At 65.8% G+C, this 14,051-nt stretch carries 19 protein-coding genes; 3 read left to right on the top strand and 16 right to left on the bottom strand.

The window, feature by feature from the left end:
- Window positions 1-165 precede the first annotated feature (165 nt).
- Window positions 166-609 (top strand): D-aminoacyl-tRNA deacylase, encoded by a 444-nt coding sequence (dtd, locus tag ACYVKL_RS09735; protein ID WP_379168498.1) that lies wholly within the window; start codon window positions 166-168, stop codon window positions 607-609.
- Between the two features lie 6 nt (window positions 610-615).
- Here the strand turns inward: dtd and ACYVKL_RS09730 are convergent, their stop codons facing one another.
- The 12 genes from ACYVKL_RS09730 to ACYVKL_RS09675 form a co-directional block, all read right to left on the bottom strand.
- Window positions 616-1,434, bottom strand: a complete 819-nt coding sequence (locus tag ACYVKL_RS09730; RefSeq protein ID WP_379168496.1) for an SDR family NAD(P)-dependent oxidoreductase — start codon at window positions 1,432-1,434, stop codon at window positions 616-618.
- Between the two features lie 215 nt (window positions 1,435-1,649).
- Window positions 1,650-2,450: a type I methionyl aminopeptidase gene (gene map / locus ACYVKL_RS09725; protein ID WP_379168495.1), complete on the bottom strand. Its 801-nt coding sequence runs from the start codon at window positions 2,448-2,450 to the stop codon at window positions 1,650-1,652.
- Window positions 2,451-2,996: an adenylate kinase gene (locus tag ACYVKL_RS09720; RefSeq protein ID WP_379168493.1), complete on the bottom strand. Its 546-nt coding sequence runs from the start codon at window positions 2,994-2,996 to the stop codon at window positions 2,451-2,453.
- Window positions 2,993-4,312, bottom strand: coding sequence for a preprotein translocase subunit SecY (gene secY, locus ACYVKL_RS09715; RefSeq protein ID WP_379168491.1), 1,320 nt, complete (start codon window positions 4,310-4,312; stop codon window positions 2,993-2,995). The genes ACYVKL_RS09720 and secY overlap by 4 nt, the downstream gene beginning before the upstream one ends.
- A gap of 154 nt (window positions 4,313-4,466) precedes the next feature.
- On the bottom strand, window positions 4,467-4,910 hold the full coding sequence (gene rplO / locus ACYVKL_RS09710; RefSeq protein WP_213558030.1) for a 50S ribosomal protein L15: 444 nt from the start codon (window positions 4,908-4,910) through the stop codon (window positions 4,467-4,469).
- Window positions 4,911-4,912: 2 nt separating this feature from the next.
- Window positions 4,913-5,092 carry a 50S ribosomal protein L30 gene (rpmD, locus tag ACYVKL_RS09705; RefSeq protein ID WP_213558031.1) on the bottom strand — a complete coding sequence of 60 codons (180 nt, stop codon included), beginning with the start codon at window positions 5,090-5,092 and terminating at the stop codon, window positions 4,913-4,915.
- Window position 5,093: 1 nt separating this feature from the next.
- Window positions 5,094-5,741 (bottom strand): 30S ribosomal protein S5, encoded by a 648-nt coding sequence (gene rpsE / locus ACYVKL_RS09700; protein WP_213558032.1) that lies wholly within the window; start codon window positions 5,739-5,741, stop codon window positions 5,094-5,096.
- A gap of 31 nt (window positions 5,742-5,772) precedes the next feature.
- Complete coding sequence (rplR, locus tag ACYVKL_RS09695; protein WP_213558033.1) at window positions 5,773-6,180, bottom strand: 50S ribosomal protein L18; 408 nt, start codon at window positions 6,178-6,180, stop codon at window positions 5,773-5,775.
- Window positions 6,181-6,183: 3 nt separating this feature from the next.
- Complete coding sequence (gene rplF, locus ACYVKL_RS09690) at window positions 6,184-6,723, bottom strand: 50S ribosomal protein L6 (protein ID WP_213558034.1); 540 nt, start codon at window positions 6,721-6,723, stop codon at window positions 6,184-6,186.
- Between the two features lie 14 nt (window positions 6,724-6,737).
- The gene (gene rpsH / locus ACYVKL_RS09685; protein WP_213558035.1) at window positions 6,738-7,136 is read right to left on the bottom strand and encodes a 30S ribosomal protein S8; all 399 of its coding nucleotides are present in this window, start codon (window positions 7,134-7,136) and stop codon (window positions 6,738-6,740) included.
- A 239-nt stretch (window positions 7,137-7,375) separates the two neighbouring features.
- Complete coding sequence (locus tag ACYVKL_RS09680; RefSeq protein ID WP_460771654.1) at window positions 7,376-8,155, bottom strand: LppU/SCO3897 family protein; 780 nt, start codon at window positions 8,153-8,155, stop codon at window positions 7,376-7,378.
- A gap of 90 nt (window positions 8,156-8,245) precedes the next feature.
- Window positions 8,246-8,998 (bottom strand): helix-turn-helix transcriptional regulator, encoded by a 753-nt coding sequence (locus ACYVKL_RS09675; protein WP_379168485.1) that lies wholly within the window; start codon window positions 8,996-8,998, stop codon window positions 8,246-8,248.
- Between the two features lie 403 nt (window positions 8,999-9,401).
- Between ACYVKL_RS09675 and ACYVKL_RS09670 the strand changes: the two genes are divergently transcribed.
- Window positions 9,402-9,908, top strand: a complete 507-nt coding sequence (locus tag ACYVKL_RS09670; RefSeq protein WP_379168483.1) for a hypothetical protein — start codon at window positions 9,402-9,404, stop codon at window positions 9,906-9,908.
- Between the two features lie 269 nt (window positions 9,909-10,177).
- Here ACYVKL_RS09670 and ACYVKL_RS09665 read toward each other — a convergent pair whose 3' ends face one another.
- On the bottom strand, window positions 10,178-11,584 hold the full coding sequence (locus ACYVKL_RS09665) for an alpha/beta fold hydrolase (RefSeq protein ID WP_379168481.1): 1,407 nt from the start codon (window positions 11,582-11,584) through the stop codon (window positions 10,178-10,180).
- A 616-nt stretch (window positions 11,585-12,200) separates the two neighbouring features.
- Between ACYVKL_RS09665 and ACYVKL_RS09660 the strand changes: the two genes are divergently transcribed.
- Window positions 12,201-12,809: a DUF8020 domain-containing protein gene (locus ACYVKL_RS09660; RefSeq protein ID WP_379168480.1), complete on the top strand. Its 609-nt coding sequence runs from the start codon at window positions 12,201-12,203 to the stop codon at window positions 12,807-12,809.
- A 170-nt stretch (window positions 12,810-12,979) separates the two neighbouring features.
- On the opposite strand, the gene ACYVKL_RS09655 is transcribed toward ACYVKL_RS09660, so the two are convergent.
- Genes ACYVKL_RS09655 through rplX form a run of 3 tightly spaced genes read right to left on the bottom strand, consistent with a single transcriptional unit; the run spans window position 12,980 to window position 14,051 of the window.
- Complete coding sequence (locus tag ACYVKL_RS09655; RefSeq protein ID WP_029923637.1) at window positions 12,980-13,165, bottom strand: type Z 30S ribosomal protein S14; 186 nt, start codon at window positions 13,163-13,165, stop codon at window positions 12,980-12,982.
- Between the two features lie 3 nt (window positions 13,166-13,168).
- Window positions 13,169-13,735, bottom strand: a complete 567-nt coding sequence (gene rplE / locus ACYVKL_RS09650; protein ID WP_040855261.1) for a 50S ribosomal protein L5 — start codon at window positions 13,733-13,735, stop codon at window positions 13,169-13,171.
- A gap of 1 nt (window position 13,736) precedes the next feature.
- Window positions 13,737-14,051, bottom strand: coding sequence for a 50S ribosomal protein L24 (gene rplX / locus ACYVKL_RS09645; RefSeq protein WP_213558043.1), 315 nt, complete (start codon window positions 14,049-14,051; stop codon window positions 13,737-13,739).

Here is a 14,051-nt window from a genome sequence, read left to right as displayed (position 1 = left end):
AGGTGCCATCGATGACTACTATCGCTCCGCCCGGTTTCCCATGTCTGTGCAAGCACAGCCTACTGTCGTGAACTCCCAATGGCGCACAAGGAAATTCGGGGCAGACGGGTCGCCCGGGGATAGCCGCGCGGGCGGCACGCGGCCCATCTGCGAAGATCGATGCTCATGCGGATACTCGTGCAGCGGGTCACGTCGGCTCAGGTCAGTGTGGACGACGAGGTGGTCGGGCGGATCGATCCGGCCGCGCACGGCACGCCACACGGATTGGTGGCGCTGGTGGGCGCGACCCACACCGACACCGAAGGCATCGCGAAGGCGCTGGCGGACAAGCTGTTCCGCTTGCGGATCCTGGACGGGGAACGCTCCGCCGCCGACCTGTCCGCACCCATCCTGGTCATCAGCCAGTTCACGCTGTACGCCGACACCACCAAGGGCCGCAGGCCGTCGTGGAACGCGGCAGCCCCCGGCGCGGTCGCCGAGCCCCTGGTGGACGCCTTCGCCGCCGCCCTGCGCGAACTCGGCGCGACCGTCGCCACCGGGCGGTTCGGCGCGCACATGCGGGTCGAACTCGTCAACGACGGGCCCGTCACCCTGCTACTCGAAAGCTGAACCGGGTCAGCGGACCCAGCGCGAGGTCAAGCCCGCCACGATCGAGCCGTCGAGATCCGAGAGACTGTCGGCAACGAAGGACCGGGCGAAATCCGAGGTCTGCCAACGGAAGACGACCGGGTAAGCGGTGAGCGCCTGCATGACCACCTCGGCGACCTGATCGGCGGTCTGCGCGGTGCTGTACGCCCCGCGGGTCCGATTGATGTATGCCTGCAGCGCGGGCGCGTACGGACCGGCAGCGTCGATGGCAGCCGGAATGTCCACACGGGCGTTGTTGACGAATTCCGTTGTCACCGCGCCGGGTTCGATGACACTGACACCGACGCCGACGGTCGCGGCCACCGGCTCCAGGCTCTGCATGAAACCTTCGACCGCGAATTTCGCCGCACAGTACGCCTCGTTGAAGGGCTGGCCGACCGCGCCGCCAACGCTCGTCACCGTCACCACGCGCCCCTTCGACGCGCGCAGGTGCGGCATGGCGGCCTTGGTCACCTCGACCACGCCGAAGAAGTTGACCTCCATGGATCGGCGGATGTCATCCATCGGCAGGTGCTCCACGGTCCCCAGCACCGAAATGCCGGCGTTGTTGACCACGGCGTCGAGGCGGCCGTAGTCGGCGACCACGCCGGCCAGGCAGTCGGTGATGGAGGCGGAATCCGTGACGTCCAGCTGCCGCACATCGGCCCCGGTCCCCCGGGCCGGACCGGCCTTGCCCGGATTACGCAGGGTCGCGACGGTTTTGTACCCCGCCCGCACCGCCGCCGCGGCGACCGCCAGCCCGATTCCGGTGGACGTTCCGGTGATGAGGACAACCTTGTCGGCCATGACCTCCATCGAACCAGCAGCGGGCGCGGACTCGCGGGAACCACGCCCGGCGGGTCAGCTTCCGCGCGCCGGGGTGACCGAGGCGGCGACCAGGCCGATACCGCCCAGCAGCAGGGTGAAGGCGGCCACCCGGGGTCGCGCCGGCCCGGACGCGCAAACGACCGCACCCGCCCCGGCGAGACCGGAGCGGGTGCGGAAGCTGTTGCGGCGGAGGGTTACTCCGGGCGGAGAGTCAGGATGCGGGGACCGTTCTCGGTGACCGCGACCGTGTGCTCCCAGTGGGCGGAGCGAGTGCCGTCATCGGTGACGACGGTCCAATCGTCGTCCAGCGTATGGGTTTCCGTGGTGCCGAGGGTGAGCATGGGCTCGATCGCCAGCACGGAACCGACACGGAGTTCGGGACCCTTGCCGGGAGCTCCCTCATTGGGCAGGAAGGGATCCATGTGCATCTCGCGGCCGATGGCGTGACCGCCGTACCCGGAGACGATGCCGTACTTGCGGCCGTGCTCCTTCTCGGCGGCGTAGGTGCCCTGCTCGATGGCGTACGAGACATCCGAGAGGCGGTTGCCGGGAAGCATGGCGGCGATGCCGGCCTCCATCGACAACTTGGTCGCCTCGCTGAGCAGACGGTCCGCCTCGATGATGGTGCCGACGCCGAAGGTCCACGCCGAGTCGCCGTGCCAGCCGTCGAGGATGGCGCCGCAGTCGATGGAGACCAGATCGCCCTCGGACAGGATGTCGTCCTTGGACGGGATGCCGTGCACCACGCGGTCGTTCACCGACGAGCAGATCGAACCCGGGAAACCGTGGTAGCCCTTGAACGACGGGATCGCGTTGGCCTCACGGATGACCTGCTCGGCCACCTCGTCCAGCTCCAGGGTCGAGACCCCGGGCTTCGCGGCAGCGCGCACCGCCACCAGGGCGCGGCCGACGATAGCGCCGGCCGCCGCCATGGCGTCAAGTTCACCGGCGGTGCGGAAGGGCACCACCTTCTTGCTCTTACGGCCGAAGACCATTCAGCGACCCAGGGCCTTGAGCGCGTTCGCGTTGACCTCTTCGATCTCGCCGACGCCCTCGACCGACACGACCTGGCCGTCGTAGTGCACCAGCAGCGGCTCGGTCTCCTCGCGGTAGACACGCATGCGGTTGCGGATGACCTCTTCGGTGTCGTCGCCACGGCCGCGGGCCAGCATGCGCTCGACCACCACGTCCTCGTCGACCACGAAGGACAGCACCGCGTCGAGCTCCTTGCCGGCGCCCTTCAGCATCTTCTCCAGCGCCTCGGCCTGATCCACGGTGCGCGGGTAGCCGTCCAGGATGAAGCCGTTGGCGGCGTCCGGCTCGGCGATGCGAGCCTCGACCATGCGGTTGGTCACGTCCGACGGGACCAGATCGCCGGCGCTGATGTAGCGCTGCGCTTCCTGGCCGAGCGCGGTCTGCTCATCGATGTTCGTGCGAAACAGGGCTCCGGTGGAGATGTGCGGAACACCGAGCTTTTCCGACAACAGTTCGGCCTGGGTGCCTTTGCCGGCGCCCGGCGGTCCGAGCAGTACGAGTCTCACTTCAGGAACCCTTCGTAGTTTCGGTTCATCAACTGGCTCTCGATTTGTTTCACGGTATCGAGGCCGACGCTCACAATGATCAGCACCGCGGTACCACCGAACGGCAGGTTGGTCACACCGCCCGAGGCCCCGATCCCGAGGAGCAAGTTCGGCAGAACAGCGACAGCACCGAGGTAGATCGAGCCGGGGAGGGTGATCCGGCTCAGGACGTAGTTCAGGTAATCGGCGGTCGGCTTGCCCGGGCGGTAGCCCGGGATGAAGCCGCCGAACTTCTTCATCTCGTCCGCGCGCTCCTCCGGATTGAAGGTGATCGCGACGTAGAAGTAGGTGAAGAACACGATCAGGGCGAAGTAGATGCCCACGTAGACCGGGTTGCTCGGGTTCACCAGATACTTCTGGATCAGCTCCTGCCACTTGGCCGGATTACCCGTGTTCTTCTGGGTCAACTGCGCCAGCAGGTTCGGCAGGTACAGCAGCGAGGACGCGAAGATGACCGGGATGACACCCGCCTGGTTCACCTTCAACGGAAGATAGGTCGAGGAACCGCCGTACATCTTGCGGCCGACCACGCGCTTGGCGTACTGCACCGGAATCCGGCGCTGGCCCTGCTCGACGAAGATGACGCCGACGATGACCACCAGGGCCGCCGCGCAGACCAGGGCGAAGATGCCCACGCCGCGCGAGTCCCAGATCATCTTGCCCTCGGAGGGGATGCGGGCGGCGATACCCGCGAAGATCAGCAGCGACATGCCGTTGCCGACACCGCGCTCGGTGATCTGCTCGCCGAACCACATGACCAGGGCCGCGCCCGCGGTCATGACCAGCACGATGATGATCATGCCGAAGATGGAGGTGTCGTCGAGAATGTCCTTGGGGCAGCCCCGCAGCAGCTGGCCACGGGAGGCGAGCGCGACCAGACCGGTCGACTGCAGGATCGCCAGGGCAACAGACAGATAGCGGGTGTACTGGGTCATCTTGTTCTGACCCGCTTGACCCTCTTTTCGCAGTTCCTCGAACCGCGGAATCACGACGGTCAACAGCTGGATGATGATGCTGGCCGTGATGTACGGCATGATGCCGATCGCAAACACGGACAGCTGCAACAGCGCGCCGCCGGAGAAGAGGTTGATCAGCTGGTAGATACCGGCGGAATCACCACCGTTGACCAGATTGACGCACTCTTGAACGTTCTTGTAACTGACGCCCGGCGAAGGCAGTGACGCACCTAGCCGGTAGAGCGCGATCAGTCCCAGCGTGAAGAGAATCTTCCGCCGTAAGTCCGGGGTCCGGAAAGCCGACACGAAGGCGGAAAGCACAGATCCTCCTGGCTAACGACATAGGTCAGGCCACGGATTCAGCGAAGAGAACGCCGAGAACCATGACGGTGTTGGCAGACAACAACTTGAACTTTAACAGCGACACCGGGCGAGCTCGCGACTCGCCCGGTGCCATTGCTACTTCAGGTTACCGTCAGGCCAGCTCGGTGGCAGTGCCACCCGCTGCGGCGATCTTCTCCTTGGCGGAGCCGGAGAACTTGTCGGCCGAAACCTGCACGGCCACACCGATTTCGCCCTCGCCGAGCACCTTCACGAGCTCGTTCTTGCGAACGAGGCCGTTGGCGACCAGCTCAGCCTTGCCGATGGTTCCGCCCTGAGGGAACACGCGGGCGATGTCACCGACGTTCACGACCTGGTACTCGGTACGGAACGGGTTGGTGAAGCCCTTGAGCTTGGGCAGACGCATGTGAATCGGCATCTGACCGCCCTCGAAGCGGACGGGGACATTCTTGCGAGCCTTCGTACCCTTGGTACCGCGGCCCGCGGTCTTACCCTTGGAACCCTCACCGCGACCCACACGGGTCTTCTCGGTCTTGGCACCCGGGGCAGGACGCAGGTGGTGCAACTTGATGGTCATGCTTAGACCTCCTCAACCTGAACGAGGTGGCGCACGACGTTGATCAGGCCACGGTTCTGCGGGTTGTCCTCGCGCACCACGGACTTGCGGATCCCGCGCAGCCCGAGGGTGCGCAGCGACTCGCGCTGATTAGCCTTGCCGCCGATGCTGGACTTGATCTGGGTCACTTTCAGCTGTGCCATGTCAGGCTCCCTGTCCCGCGCGCGCACGCAGCATGCCGGCCGGGGCGACGTCCTCGATCGGCAGACCGCGGCGAGCGGCAACCTCTTCGGGACGCTGCAGCATCTTGAGAGCCGCAACGGTGGCGTGCACGACGTTGATGGCGTTGTCGCTACCGAGCGACTTCGCCAGAACATCATGGATGCCCGCGCATTCGAGGACGGCACGGCACGCGCCACCGGCGATCACACCGGTACCGGGCGAAGCCGGACGCAGCATGACGACACCGGCAGCCGCCTCACCCTGAACCGGGTGGGTGACCGTGGAGCCGATCATCGGAACGCGGAAGAAGTTCTTGCGAGCTTCCTCGACACCCTTCTGAATGGCCGCAGGAACTTCCTTGGCCTTGCCGTAGCCGACGCCGACGAGACCGTTGCCGTCACCGACGATCACGAGGGCGGTGAAGCTGAAGCGACGACCACCCTTCACGACCTTGGAGACGCGGTTGATCGCGACGACGCGCTCGAGCTGGTTCTTCTCGGCGGCATTGTCCCGACGATTGTCGTCGCGACGGCCACGGCCGCCACCACGCTGATCGCGGTTGTCTCCAGTGCCACTGTTCTGTCCGGCGGGACCGTTGTTTCCGCCGTCACGCCGCTGACGTCCCGGCATCAGACGTTCCCTTCATTCGCAGTGTTGATCATCAGAACTTCAGCCCACCTTCACGGGCGGCGTCGGCGAGAGCCGCGATACGGCCGTGGTAGTCGTGACCACCACGGTCGAACACGACCGCCTCGACGCCGGCAGCCTTGGCGCGGGCGGCGATGAGCTCGCCGACCTTGGCGCCCTTGGCGGACTTGTCACCCTCGAACGCACGCACATCGGCCTCGATGGTCGACGCGGCGGCAATGGTCTTGCCGGCCGAATCGTCGATCAGCTGGGCGTGCAGGTGGCGCGCGGAGCGGTTGACCACCAGGCGCGGACGCTCGGTGGTGCCGACGACCTTCTTGCGCAGACGGAAGTGACGACGCGTCTTCGACAGGCGGCGCGAGGTCGAGGCGTCCTTGCCGATCGGCTTACGAGCGGCCTTCTGCTTTTCGGTTTGTGCCATGGCTTACTTACCCGTCTTTCCGACCTTGCGGCGAACGACCTCGCCGGCGTAGCGGATGCCCTTGCCCTTGTACGGATCGGGCTTACGCAGGCCGTGGATCACCGCGGCGATCTGGCCGACCTTCTGCTTGTCGATGCCGGACACCGAGAACTTGGTCGGGGACTCCACCGCGAAGGTGATGCCCTCGGGGGCGTCGACCGGAACCGGGTGGCTGTAGCCCAGGGCGAACTCGAGGTTCGAGCCCTTGGCCTGCACGCGGTAACCGACGCCGAAGATTTCCATCTTCTTCTCGTAACCCTTGGTCACGCCCTCGATCATGTTGTTGATCAGGGTGCGGGTCAGGCCGTGCAGCGAGCGGTTCTGACGCTCGTCGTTCGGACGAACGACCTCGAGCTCACCGGACTCCGCCTTGACGACGGTGATCGGCTCGGCGACAACGTGGGACAGGGTGCCCTTGGAACCCTTGACCGACACGTTCTGGCCGTCGATGGTCACCTCGACGCCGGCGGGAACCGGGATCGGCTTCTTACCGATACGCGACATTGTTCCTACCTCCCTTACCAGACGTAGGCGAGGACTTCGCCGCCCACGCCTTGCTGCTTGGCCTGACGGTCGGTGAGAAGACCCGAGGACGTGGAGATGATCGCCACGCCCAGGCCGCCGAGCACCTTGGGCAGGTTGGTGGACTTCGCGTAAACCCGGAGGCCCGGCTTCGACACGCGGCGCACACCCTGGAGGGAGCGCTCACGGCTCGGGCCGTACTTCAGGTCGACGATCAGGTTCTTGCCGACGGGCGCATCTTCGACGCGGAAGTCGGCGATGTAGCCCTCGCGCTTGAGGATCTCGGCGATGTTCACCTTGAGCTTCGAGTGCGGCGCCTTCACCTGATCGTGGTACGCCGAGTTGGCGTTGCGCAGACGGGTCAAGAAGTCTGCGATGGGATCAGTCATGGTCATGTGTTTGACCGGTACCTTCCTGCCGCGGTTCCCATTCAGCACCGTCTGAGATCGGCGGTCGTGGGCCTACGACAATTCGGGGCGGTCCAGCCGGGAAAGCCCGACCGGATGATTCGCTTGTGCTGCGGAGCAACGGCCACACGCGAGGACGCGTGCGGACACAGCTGTGCCCGAGCAACCGGTCTAGTGTAGACACCCCCTGATCAGCGACCAAATCGAGGTCCAGGTCACACCCGGATTCAGTGCGGCGAACCGAGGCAGTAGACCTTCGGCATGATCTCGCCGGCCTGCTGATAGGAGTAGCTGGCGATGGAACCCGCGACGCGGTCGCAGAGGGACTTGTCGAAGACGGAGCTCAGGATCTTGTACTTGGCGTCGGGGGCGGTGCAGCCGGTGATCTCGACGTCGTTGGCGCCGGTCTTCTTCAGGCAGTCGCCGACCTTCGCGTTGTCGATCGTGCGGGTCGCGTCGGAATCCTTTGCGATCAAACAGAATACGATGCCGGTGCCGAACGCGCCGATGCCCTTCTTGGCCTTGAGCAGGTAGCTGTAGGTGGTCTGGGTGCCCGCGACGTTCTTGCACGCCGAATCCGTCATGAACTCGGAACCGTCGGGGCGGGCCAGGACGCGGTAGACGGCGGTCGGGTCGGTGCACGGCGCCTTCTGCACGGCGCCGCCCTTGGTGTCGGTGAGGCAGTCACCCTTCTGAGCAGCGTTCGCCGCGCGCGCCGGGTCGGCGCCCTTGATACCGACACAGATCGAGCCGCTGCCCTTGTCCGTATATACGTACTCGGTACCCGGCACGTCCACGCACCGGTTGTGCGGCTTGTCGCTCCCCGCACGGTCGAGCACGACGAAACCGGCGTCCGACGAAGAGCACGACACCTTGTCGAAGCCTTCGTCGCCGCTCTTCTTCAGGCAGTCGCCCTGCGAGACATTGTTCGCGGAACCATCGATCAGCCCACAGCCGGTTGTGAACAGAGCCAACAACACCGCCGCCACGGCCATCACCCAGCGCATACGGAACCCACCCCCGATTAGAACCGTCATTTCCGACGAATCGTCACGCTAGCGTGCCGGTGCGCCAACGGCCAACCGCCGCGGCGTCTTTCAGCTTTCCTCGCCGCACGGGAAACACATGGCCAGCCAGCCCGAGGCGGCCGGGATCAGGGATTCGCGCCAGACCGTCATCGTGGCGTCCGCCGGTGTCCAGACCCGGCGATCGCTCTCGGGGCGGCGGACGTAGACGTCGCCGGTGGCCCAGAAGCGGCGGAAGTCCGGGTGGCGGGCCGCCAGCTCACGGACGATGCGCGCGGTGACCGCGGTGTCGTCGGTGGCTCCGACACTCGGTGCGGCGACGTAGTAATGACGCAGGATGCCCACCATGTACGCGGCCTCGGTCTGCCAGTCCGGCAGCGTCATTCGCGAACGCGGGTCCCCGAACAGCCAGTGGGCGATGCTCGGCGCCTCGGCGATACCGGGCATCAGTCGGCGATTACGGTCGTTCGCGGCGACCACGCCCCAATCCACCACCCACGCAGCGGGAATCGAGGTGAGCTGGTCGAGCAGCGCCGACATGTCGGCGGCCGAGGCGGCCCCGCCCAGCGCGAAACCGGGGCGACCGCCCAACGCCCGCAAATGCTCCCGCTCGTGCTCGTTGTCGCAGACGGCGTCGGCCAGCGCCGACAACGCGCGATCCCCCACACTGACCTTGTCGCCCTGCTCGAGCTTCTGCACGGTGCCGATACCGAGATGGGCGTGCTGCGCGAACTCGCGCTGGGTCCAGGCGCGACGCAGCCGCAGGCGCTTCACGAACGCCGCCAGCGTGGGCATTTCGACGTCTACCTCGGTGCCGAAGTGCATGTGTGAACCCTTTGCGGCCGTGCGTGATCGAGCTCCCCCACACCGGGGGTAGAGCGCTCGACGCTACCACCAGGTTGGGATAGCTCCTGATCTTGCTCCTGGGATCGGCCGATTGACAGGATTGACCCTCGGTGGCGCCCTGGCCGTCATTGGAGGGGAGGGTCAGGTCGTCCCCGAATCGTGCGGGTCAACGGGGACCTGAACGCCGGAGGCCCCCACCGAGACGAATCTCGATGGGGGCCTTACGGTCGAGTCTCGGGCGGATCGAAAGTAGCCGCACCGATGTCCGATTCGAATCGGCCGGGCAATCGGTCATCGCCGAGCCGGTGTCGGCCGGAATCGCTGCGCTCCCGCCCGGCACTGCTAGGCTCCCCGGTCTGACCATGGGGGGAAGGACCGGCTCATGCCCGGAAAGATGGGGACCACCACCGGACCGCGCAAGCGCTCACTGCGGGTGTCATATCTGCTACCGGCGACGGTGGCGGCCGCGTTGGTATCGAGTGGGTGCGTCGCCGCCCCCTCCGAGCGTGCGGCCCCGAGCACCTCCCTGCCGCCGACCGCCCTCACGACCCTGCGGCCGACGACCACCGCACCGCCCCCGACCACCACGGCCCCGACCACCACCTCCGCGGATACCGAACCGACCGATGTGGCGATCTGCGTGGATCCGGAAACCAACGTCCGGGTCGACGATGACCTGTGCGACACCGACGAGGACACGTATTCACGCTTCTGGCTGCATCATTCCTCGGCGCTGATCTACCCCGCCGTCGGCGCGGTCGTGGGCCTGACCCTGGGCAGCTTCATCCGGCCCACCGCCGGCCGCGTCCTCGACCGCGGCGTCCCCACGTCCGGCGGTCGGGTGTTGCGCGGCGGATTCGGCGGGCATCTCCCCAGCGGCGGCAGCTGAAGCGATCAATTCGACTGGTTCGCCTCGTCCGAGGAAGACGGCAAGACGCGGGTGACCTCGCTGTCGGTGTTCCAGTCCGTTGCGGATCGGGACGGTATGGCGGCCTCGGGGATGGCGGAATTCGCGCCGATCGGGATGGCGCAGCTGCAGGAGGTAGCCGCCGGCCTGTGACCGCCTGCGGCACAACGCCAATCGCACCGGTGGCAGGAGACCGGCCCCCATCGCCGCACTCGGACGCGAATCGTGCTGTATGGCCCGGATATACGTGCTTACTCGAGTGGTGTGGTGGGCGCGCAGGTGCGGTCTTCCGCCGGGAAGGTTCCATCGCCGAAGTAGCGGTTGGTGGTGTCGAGGATGCAGGTGCTCAGCCCCGGGCGCAGCACCATGTGGATCCTGGTGTCGGTCAAGGTGATCAAGCGTGACCCCGACATTTGCTGATGGAGTGCTACGGCATGGGGGTAGGGCGTCCGGTTGTCGCCGGTGGCCTGCAGGATCAGTGCGGGCACGGCGTTGTCGACCACGGTGGGCGGTTCCGGGGGCGGTGACCAGAATGCGCAGGGTTGAATATTGTTGGCCAGTGCGGCGAAGATCGGCTGGCTCGGACGTGCCGCCTGGATCGCGTTCCAATACCAGGCGGGGTCGGCGGGCATCGGTGCGTCCGCACACCAGATCTGCACCATAACCGAATCTTCACCTTGCTTCTCGGCCTCGATCTGCTGGTGCAGCTGTGGGGGCACCTGCGGCGTGCGTCCGTCGGCCGCGTCGGCGACGGCCCGTACCGATGACGCCAGAGCCTCGTTCAATCGCGCGTCCCGCAACATCGTCCACAGCAGGTTCGGCAGGAGATGAGCGTCGAAACCGAAGCCCTCGACCACGATCGGCGACAGCGACGCACGGTCGATCAGGTCCTCGACTCCACGACGTACCGCGGTCGCGGAGTCGCCGAGGTGGTACTGCTGGTCACGAGCGGCGGCCCAGTCGGCCCAGTCGTCGAAGGCCGCTTCCACCGCCGGCCCCCAGTCCTGCTGTAACCCCAGCCAGTAGCGCCGCGGATCGATGACACTGTCGAGCACCATGCGATCGGATCGATCGGGGAACAGCTGGGCGTAGACCGCACCCAGATAGGTCCCGTATGACACGCCGTAATAGCTGATGCGGTCCTCACTCAGTGCGGCACGGATCACGTCCATGTCGCGGGCGGTGTTGCGAGTGCTGAGCTGCCGCATCCAGTCCCGATCGCCCACCAGGCAATCGGCGGCCAGCTGTGCCTGCAGGACTGTTTCGGCGACGAATCCGGGAAACCCGACACCGGCCGAGCGGATCGAGCTGGCGACCGGCCATCCGCACCGCTGGTGCCGCCCGGAACGGGCGACTCCCCGCGGGTCGAATCCGATCAGGTCATAGCGGCTCAGCACATCCGGTTCGAGGACATCACCGACGAGATCGAACGCATCGAGCCCAGGCGTGCCCGGTCCGCCCGAGTTGGTCAGCAGCACACCGCGACGGTGTGCCACGTCGTGGGCCGGGATCCGCGAGACCGCAATGGTGATGCTCGTCCCGTCCGGCCTGCCGTAATCGAGTGGCACGGTGACATCCGTGCAGGCCGCGCCCTCCGCCGTCAGGGCCGCATCCTCGCATGTACGCCAGTCGAGATGCTGCTGATGAAAGCGCGCCAACGGATCTCCCGGTTCAGCGCCCGCAACGCCCGAAGCAGAGGCCACCGTGACCGCGAGTACGGCGACGATCACCGTCGCGACAACACCCCACACATCATTCAGCGAACTTCGGGGGCGACGCTCAGGGGACTTGATCGAGTACGGGTCTCCAACACCCACGAGGACAAGACCTTTCAGCAAGTCGAGATCGAATCGCACCGGGAGCCAACGCCAACCACCCAGCCGTGCAGAAATCAGTCCGGGTCAGCCGCAAATCCAGGCAATTCCGGGAAACCCCAGGAATTCTGCGGCTGCGGCCACGTATTTCGCGGTGGGTTGGCGAACCGAGTTTAGCGTCCGACCACGGGATGTCCGGCCAGGCGAAAAGTCGCGCCGAAAAAGGCACCACTCCCCAGCACATCCGAAACCCGACCCGTAACCACTCTTTTCGGATAAATCGTCACATTTGGTGCGCCACGCGCGGCAACGACCAAATCCGAGCAGTTCAGTATTTCCGGACACCGCCTGCGAGTAAGGTGCTCCACTGCGTGTGGCGTACCACACACCGGCGAATTCGACGCCTAAGGTCTGGTGCGGTCCGCCCCATCAGGGGCAGCTGAGTGGAGGGATTCGAAGAGTGCAGTTCGAGAAGATCACCGCTGTCGTTTTCATGGCCATCTCGGCCGTGGGAATTACTGCGGCAACCGCCCATGCAGAGCCGGCCGTCGCCGAGCAGCCGGCTGCGGCGGACATCATTTCCGGTCTGGATCATGAAATCGGCTACCAGATCACCATTTCGCCAGTCGACAAGGTCATTACGACCACCGTTCAGAATGGCAAGTTCGAGATGACGCGGAATGGCGCGGTGGTGCTCGAGTCCGGCAACGGAGCGGCGAGGACCGAAATGCCGCAACGGTTCGCCGTCGACGGGCGTTCGATTCCGCTCGTGCAGCACATCGGTGCGGACGGCCGCACCTTGACGCTGACACCGACCCCAACGGCGGAAGATACTGCGCAACTGAAGAACATCAGCTCCTACGACCGCCTGAAGGAACAGATCGACAAAAACCTGCCCGGCGTCGTCACCGGTGCCATTGTGGGCGGCCTCCTCGGGGCGTGCGTGTTCCTGTTGTGGGGGCTCAGCATTCCCGTGGGTGCGGTGATCGGTGCAACCATCGGCGGATACGTCACGGGCGGCCCGGAGTTCCTCGACGCCGTAACGGCGTGGGTCACCGCCCAGCCGTGATCACTGGCAGGTGAGTAAGGGGTCAACTGGTCGGGGAGCAGCTACGTTGCGCCGAACCTCCTGCCCCACAAGACAACTGTTCGCGGGACCAATAGCCGAAGGCCCCCACCGGGACGAATCACGGTGGGGGCCTTCGGGTGTGGAGTTGTCAGCTCACGAGGAGCTGCGGCTCACCAGGACGACTTGTGGACGCCCGGGAGCTCGCCGCGGTGGGCCATCTCGCGCAGGCACACGCGGCACAGGCCGAACTTGCGGTAGACAGCGTGCGGACGACCGCAGCGCTGGCAACGGGTGTAGGCGCGCACCGCGAACTTCGGCTTGGCGTTGGCCTTGTTGATCAGAGCCTTCTTAGCCATGGATCAGTTCTCCTTGAACGGGAAGCCGAGGGCCTTCAGCAGGGCGCGGCCTTCTTCGTTGTTGGTCGCGGTGGTCACCACGGTGATGTCCATACCACGGGGACGGTCGATCTTGTCGACGTCGATCTCGTGGAACATGGACTGCTCCGAGAGGCCGAAGGTGTAGTTGCCGTGGCCGTCGAACTGCTTGGGCGAGAGACCGCGGAAGTCGCGGATACGCGGCAGCGCGATCGAGATCAGACGGTCCAGGAACTCCCACATCCGGTCGCCGCGCAGGGTGACCTTCGCGCCGATCGGCATGCCCTCACGCAGCTTGAACTGCGCGATGGACTTGGTGGCCTTGCGGATCTCGGGCTTCTGGCCGGTGATCAGGGTGAGGTCGGCGACCGCACCGTTGATCAGCTTCGCGTCACGGGCGGCGTCGCCGACACCCATGTTCACGACGACCTTCACGACGCCCGGGATCTGCATCACGTTGGCGTAGTTGAACTCGTTGTTCAGAGCCGGCTTGATTTCCTCGCGGTAGCGGGTCTTCAGGCGGGGCTGAACCTTGTTCTCGGTAGAAGTCATCTCAGATGTCCTTCCCGTTGCGACGGGAGATGCGGACCCGCTTGCCGTTCTCATCGGTGCGGTAGCCCACGCGGGTCGGCTTGCCGTCGGAGTCGACGACCATCACGTTGGAGGCCTGGATCGGCGCTTCCTGAGTGACGATGCCGCCCGAGCTGGCGCCACGCTGGTTCGCGGAATCCGCGACGTGCTTCTTGATCCGGTTCACGCCCTCGACCAGGACCTTGCCGGTCGCCGGGAAGGCCTGGATGACCTTACCCTTGGCGCCCTTGTCCTTGCCCGAGACCACGATGACCGTGTCGCCCTTGTGCACCTTCAT

The organism is Nocardia tengchongensis (assembly GCF_054781395.1).
This window is presented reverse-complemented; position numbering and strand designations above follow the sequence as displayed.

Coding starts and splice junctions, on each gene's coding strand:
- dtd (WP_379168498.1), top strand. CDS start 166: ATGCGGATACTCGTGCAGCGGGTCACGTCGGCTCAGGTCAGTGTGGAC.
- ACYVKL_RS09730 (WP_379168496.1), bottom strand. CDS start 1,434: ATGGCCGACAAGGTTGTCCTCATCACCGGAACGTCCACCGGAATCGGG.
- map (WP_379168495.1), bottom strand. CDS start 2,450: ATGGTCTTCGGCCGTAAGAGCAAGAAGGTGGTGCCCTTCCGCACCGCC.
- rplO (WP_213558030.1), bottom strand. CDS start 4,910: ATGACCATCAAGTTGCACCACCTGCGTCCTGCCCCGGGTGCCAAGACC.
- rpmD (WP_213558031.1), bottom strand. CDS start 5,092: ATGGCACAGCTGAAAGTGACCCAGATCAAGTCCAGCATCGGCGGCAAG.
- rpsE (WP_213558032.1), bottom strand. CDS start 5,741: ATGCCGGGACGTCAGCGGCGTGACGGCGGAAACAACGGTCCCGCCGGA.
- rplR (WP_213558033.1), bottom strand. CDS start 6,180: ATGGCACAAACCGAAAAGCAGAAGGCCGCTCGTAAGCCGATCGGCAAG.
- rplF (WP_213558034.1), bottom strand. CDS start 6,723: ATGTCGCGTATCGGTAAGAAGCCGATCCCGGTTCCCGCCGGCGTCGAG.
- rpsH (WP_213558035.1), bottom strand. CDS start 7,136: ATGACCATGACTGATCCCATCGCAGACTTCTTGACCCGTCTGCGCAAC.
- ACYVKL_RS09680 (WP_460771654.1), bottom strand. CDS start 8,155: ATGCGCTGGGTGATGGCCGTGGCGGCGGTGTTGTTGGCTCTGTTCACA.
- ACYVKL_RS09675 (WP_379168485.1), bottom strand. CDS start 8,998: ATGCACTTCGGCACCGAGGTAGACGTCGAAATGCCCACGCTGGCGGCG.
- ACYVKL_RS09670 (WP_379168483.1), top strand. CDS start 9,402: ATGCCCGGAAAGATGGGGACCACCACCGGACCGCGCAAGCGCTCACTG.
- ACYVKL_RS09655 (WP_029923637.1), bottom strand. CDS start 13,165: ATGGCTAAGAAGGCTCTGATCAACAAGGCCAACGCCAAGCCGAAGTTC.
- rplE (WP_040855261.1), bottom strand. CDS start 13,735: ATGACTTCTACCGAGAACAAGGTTCAGCCCCGCCTGAAGACCCGCTAC.
- rplX (WP_213558043.1), bottom strand. CDS start 14,051: ATGAAGGTGCACAAGGGCGACACGGTCATCGTGGTCTCGGGCAAGGAC.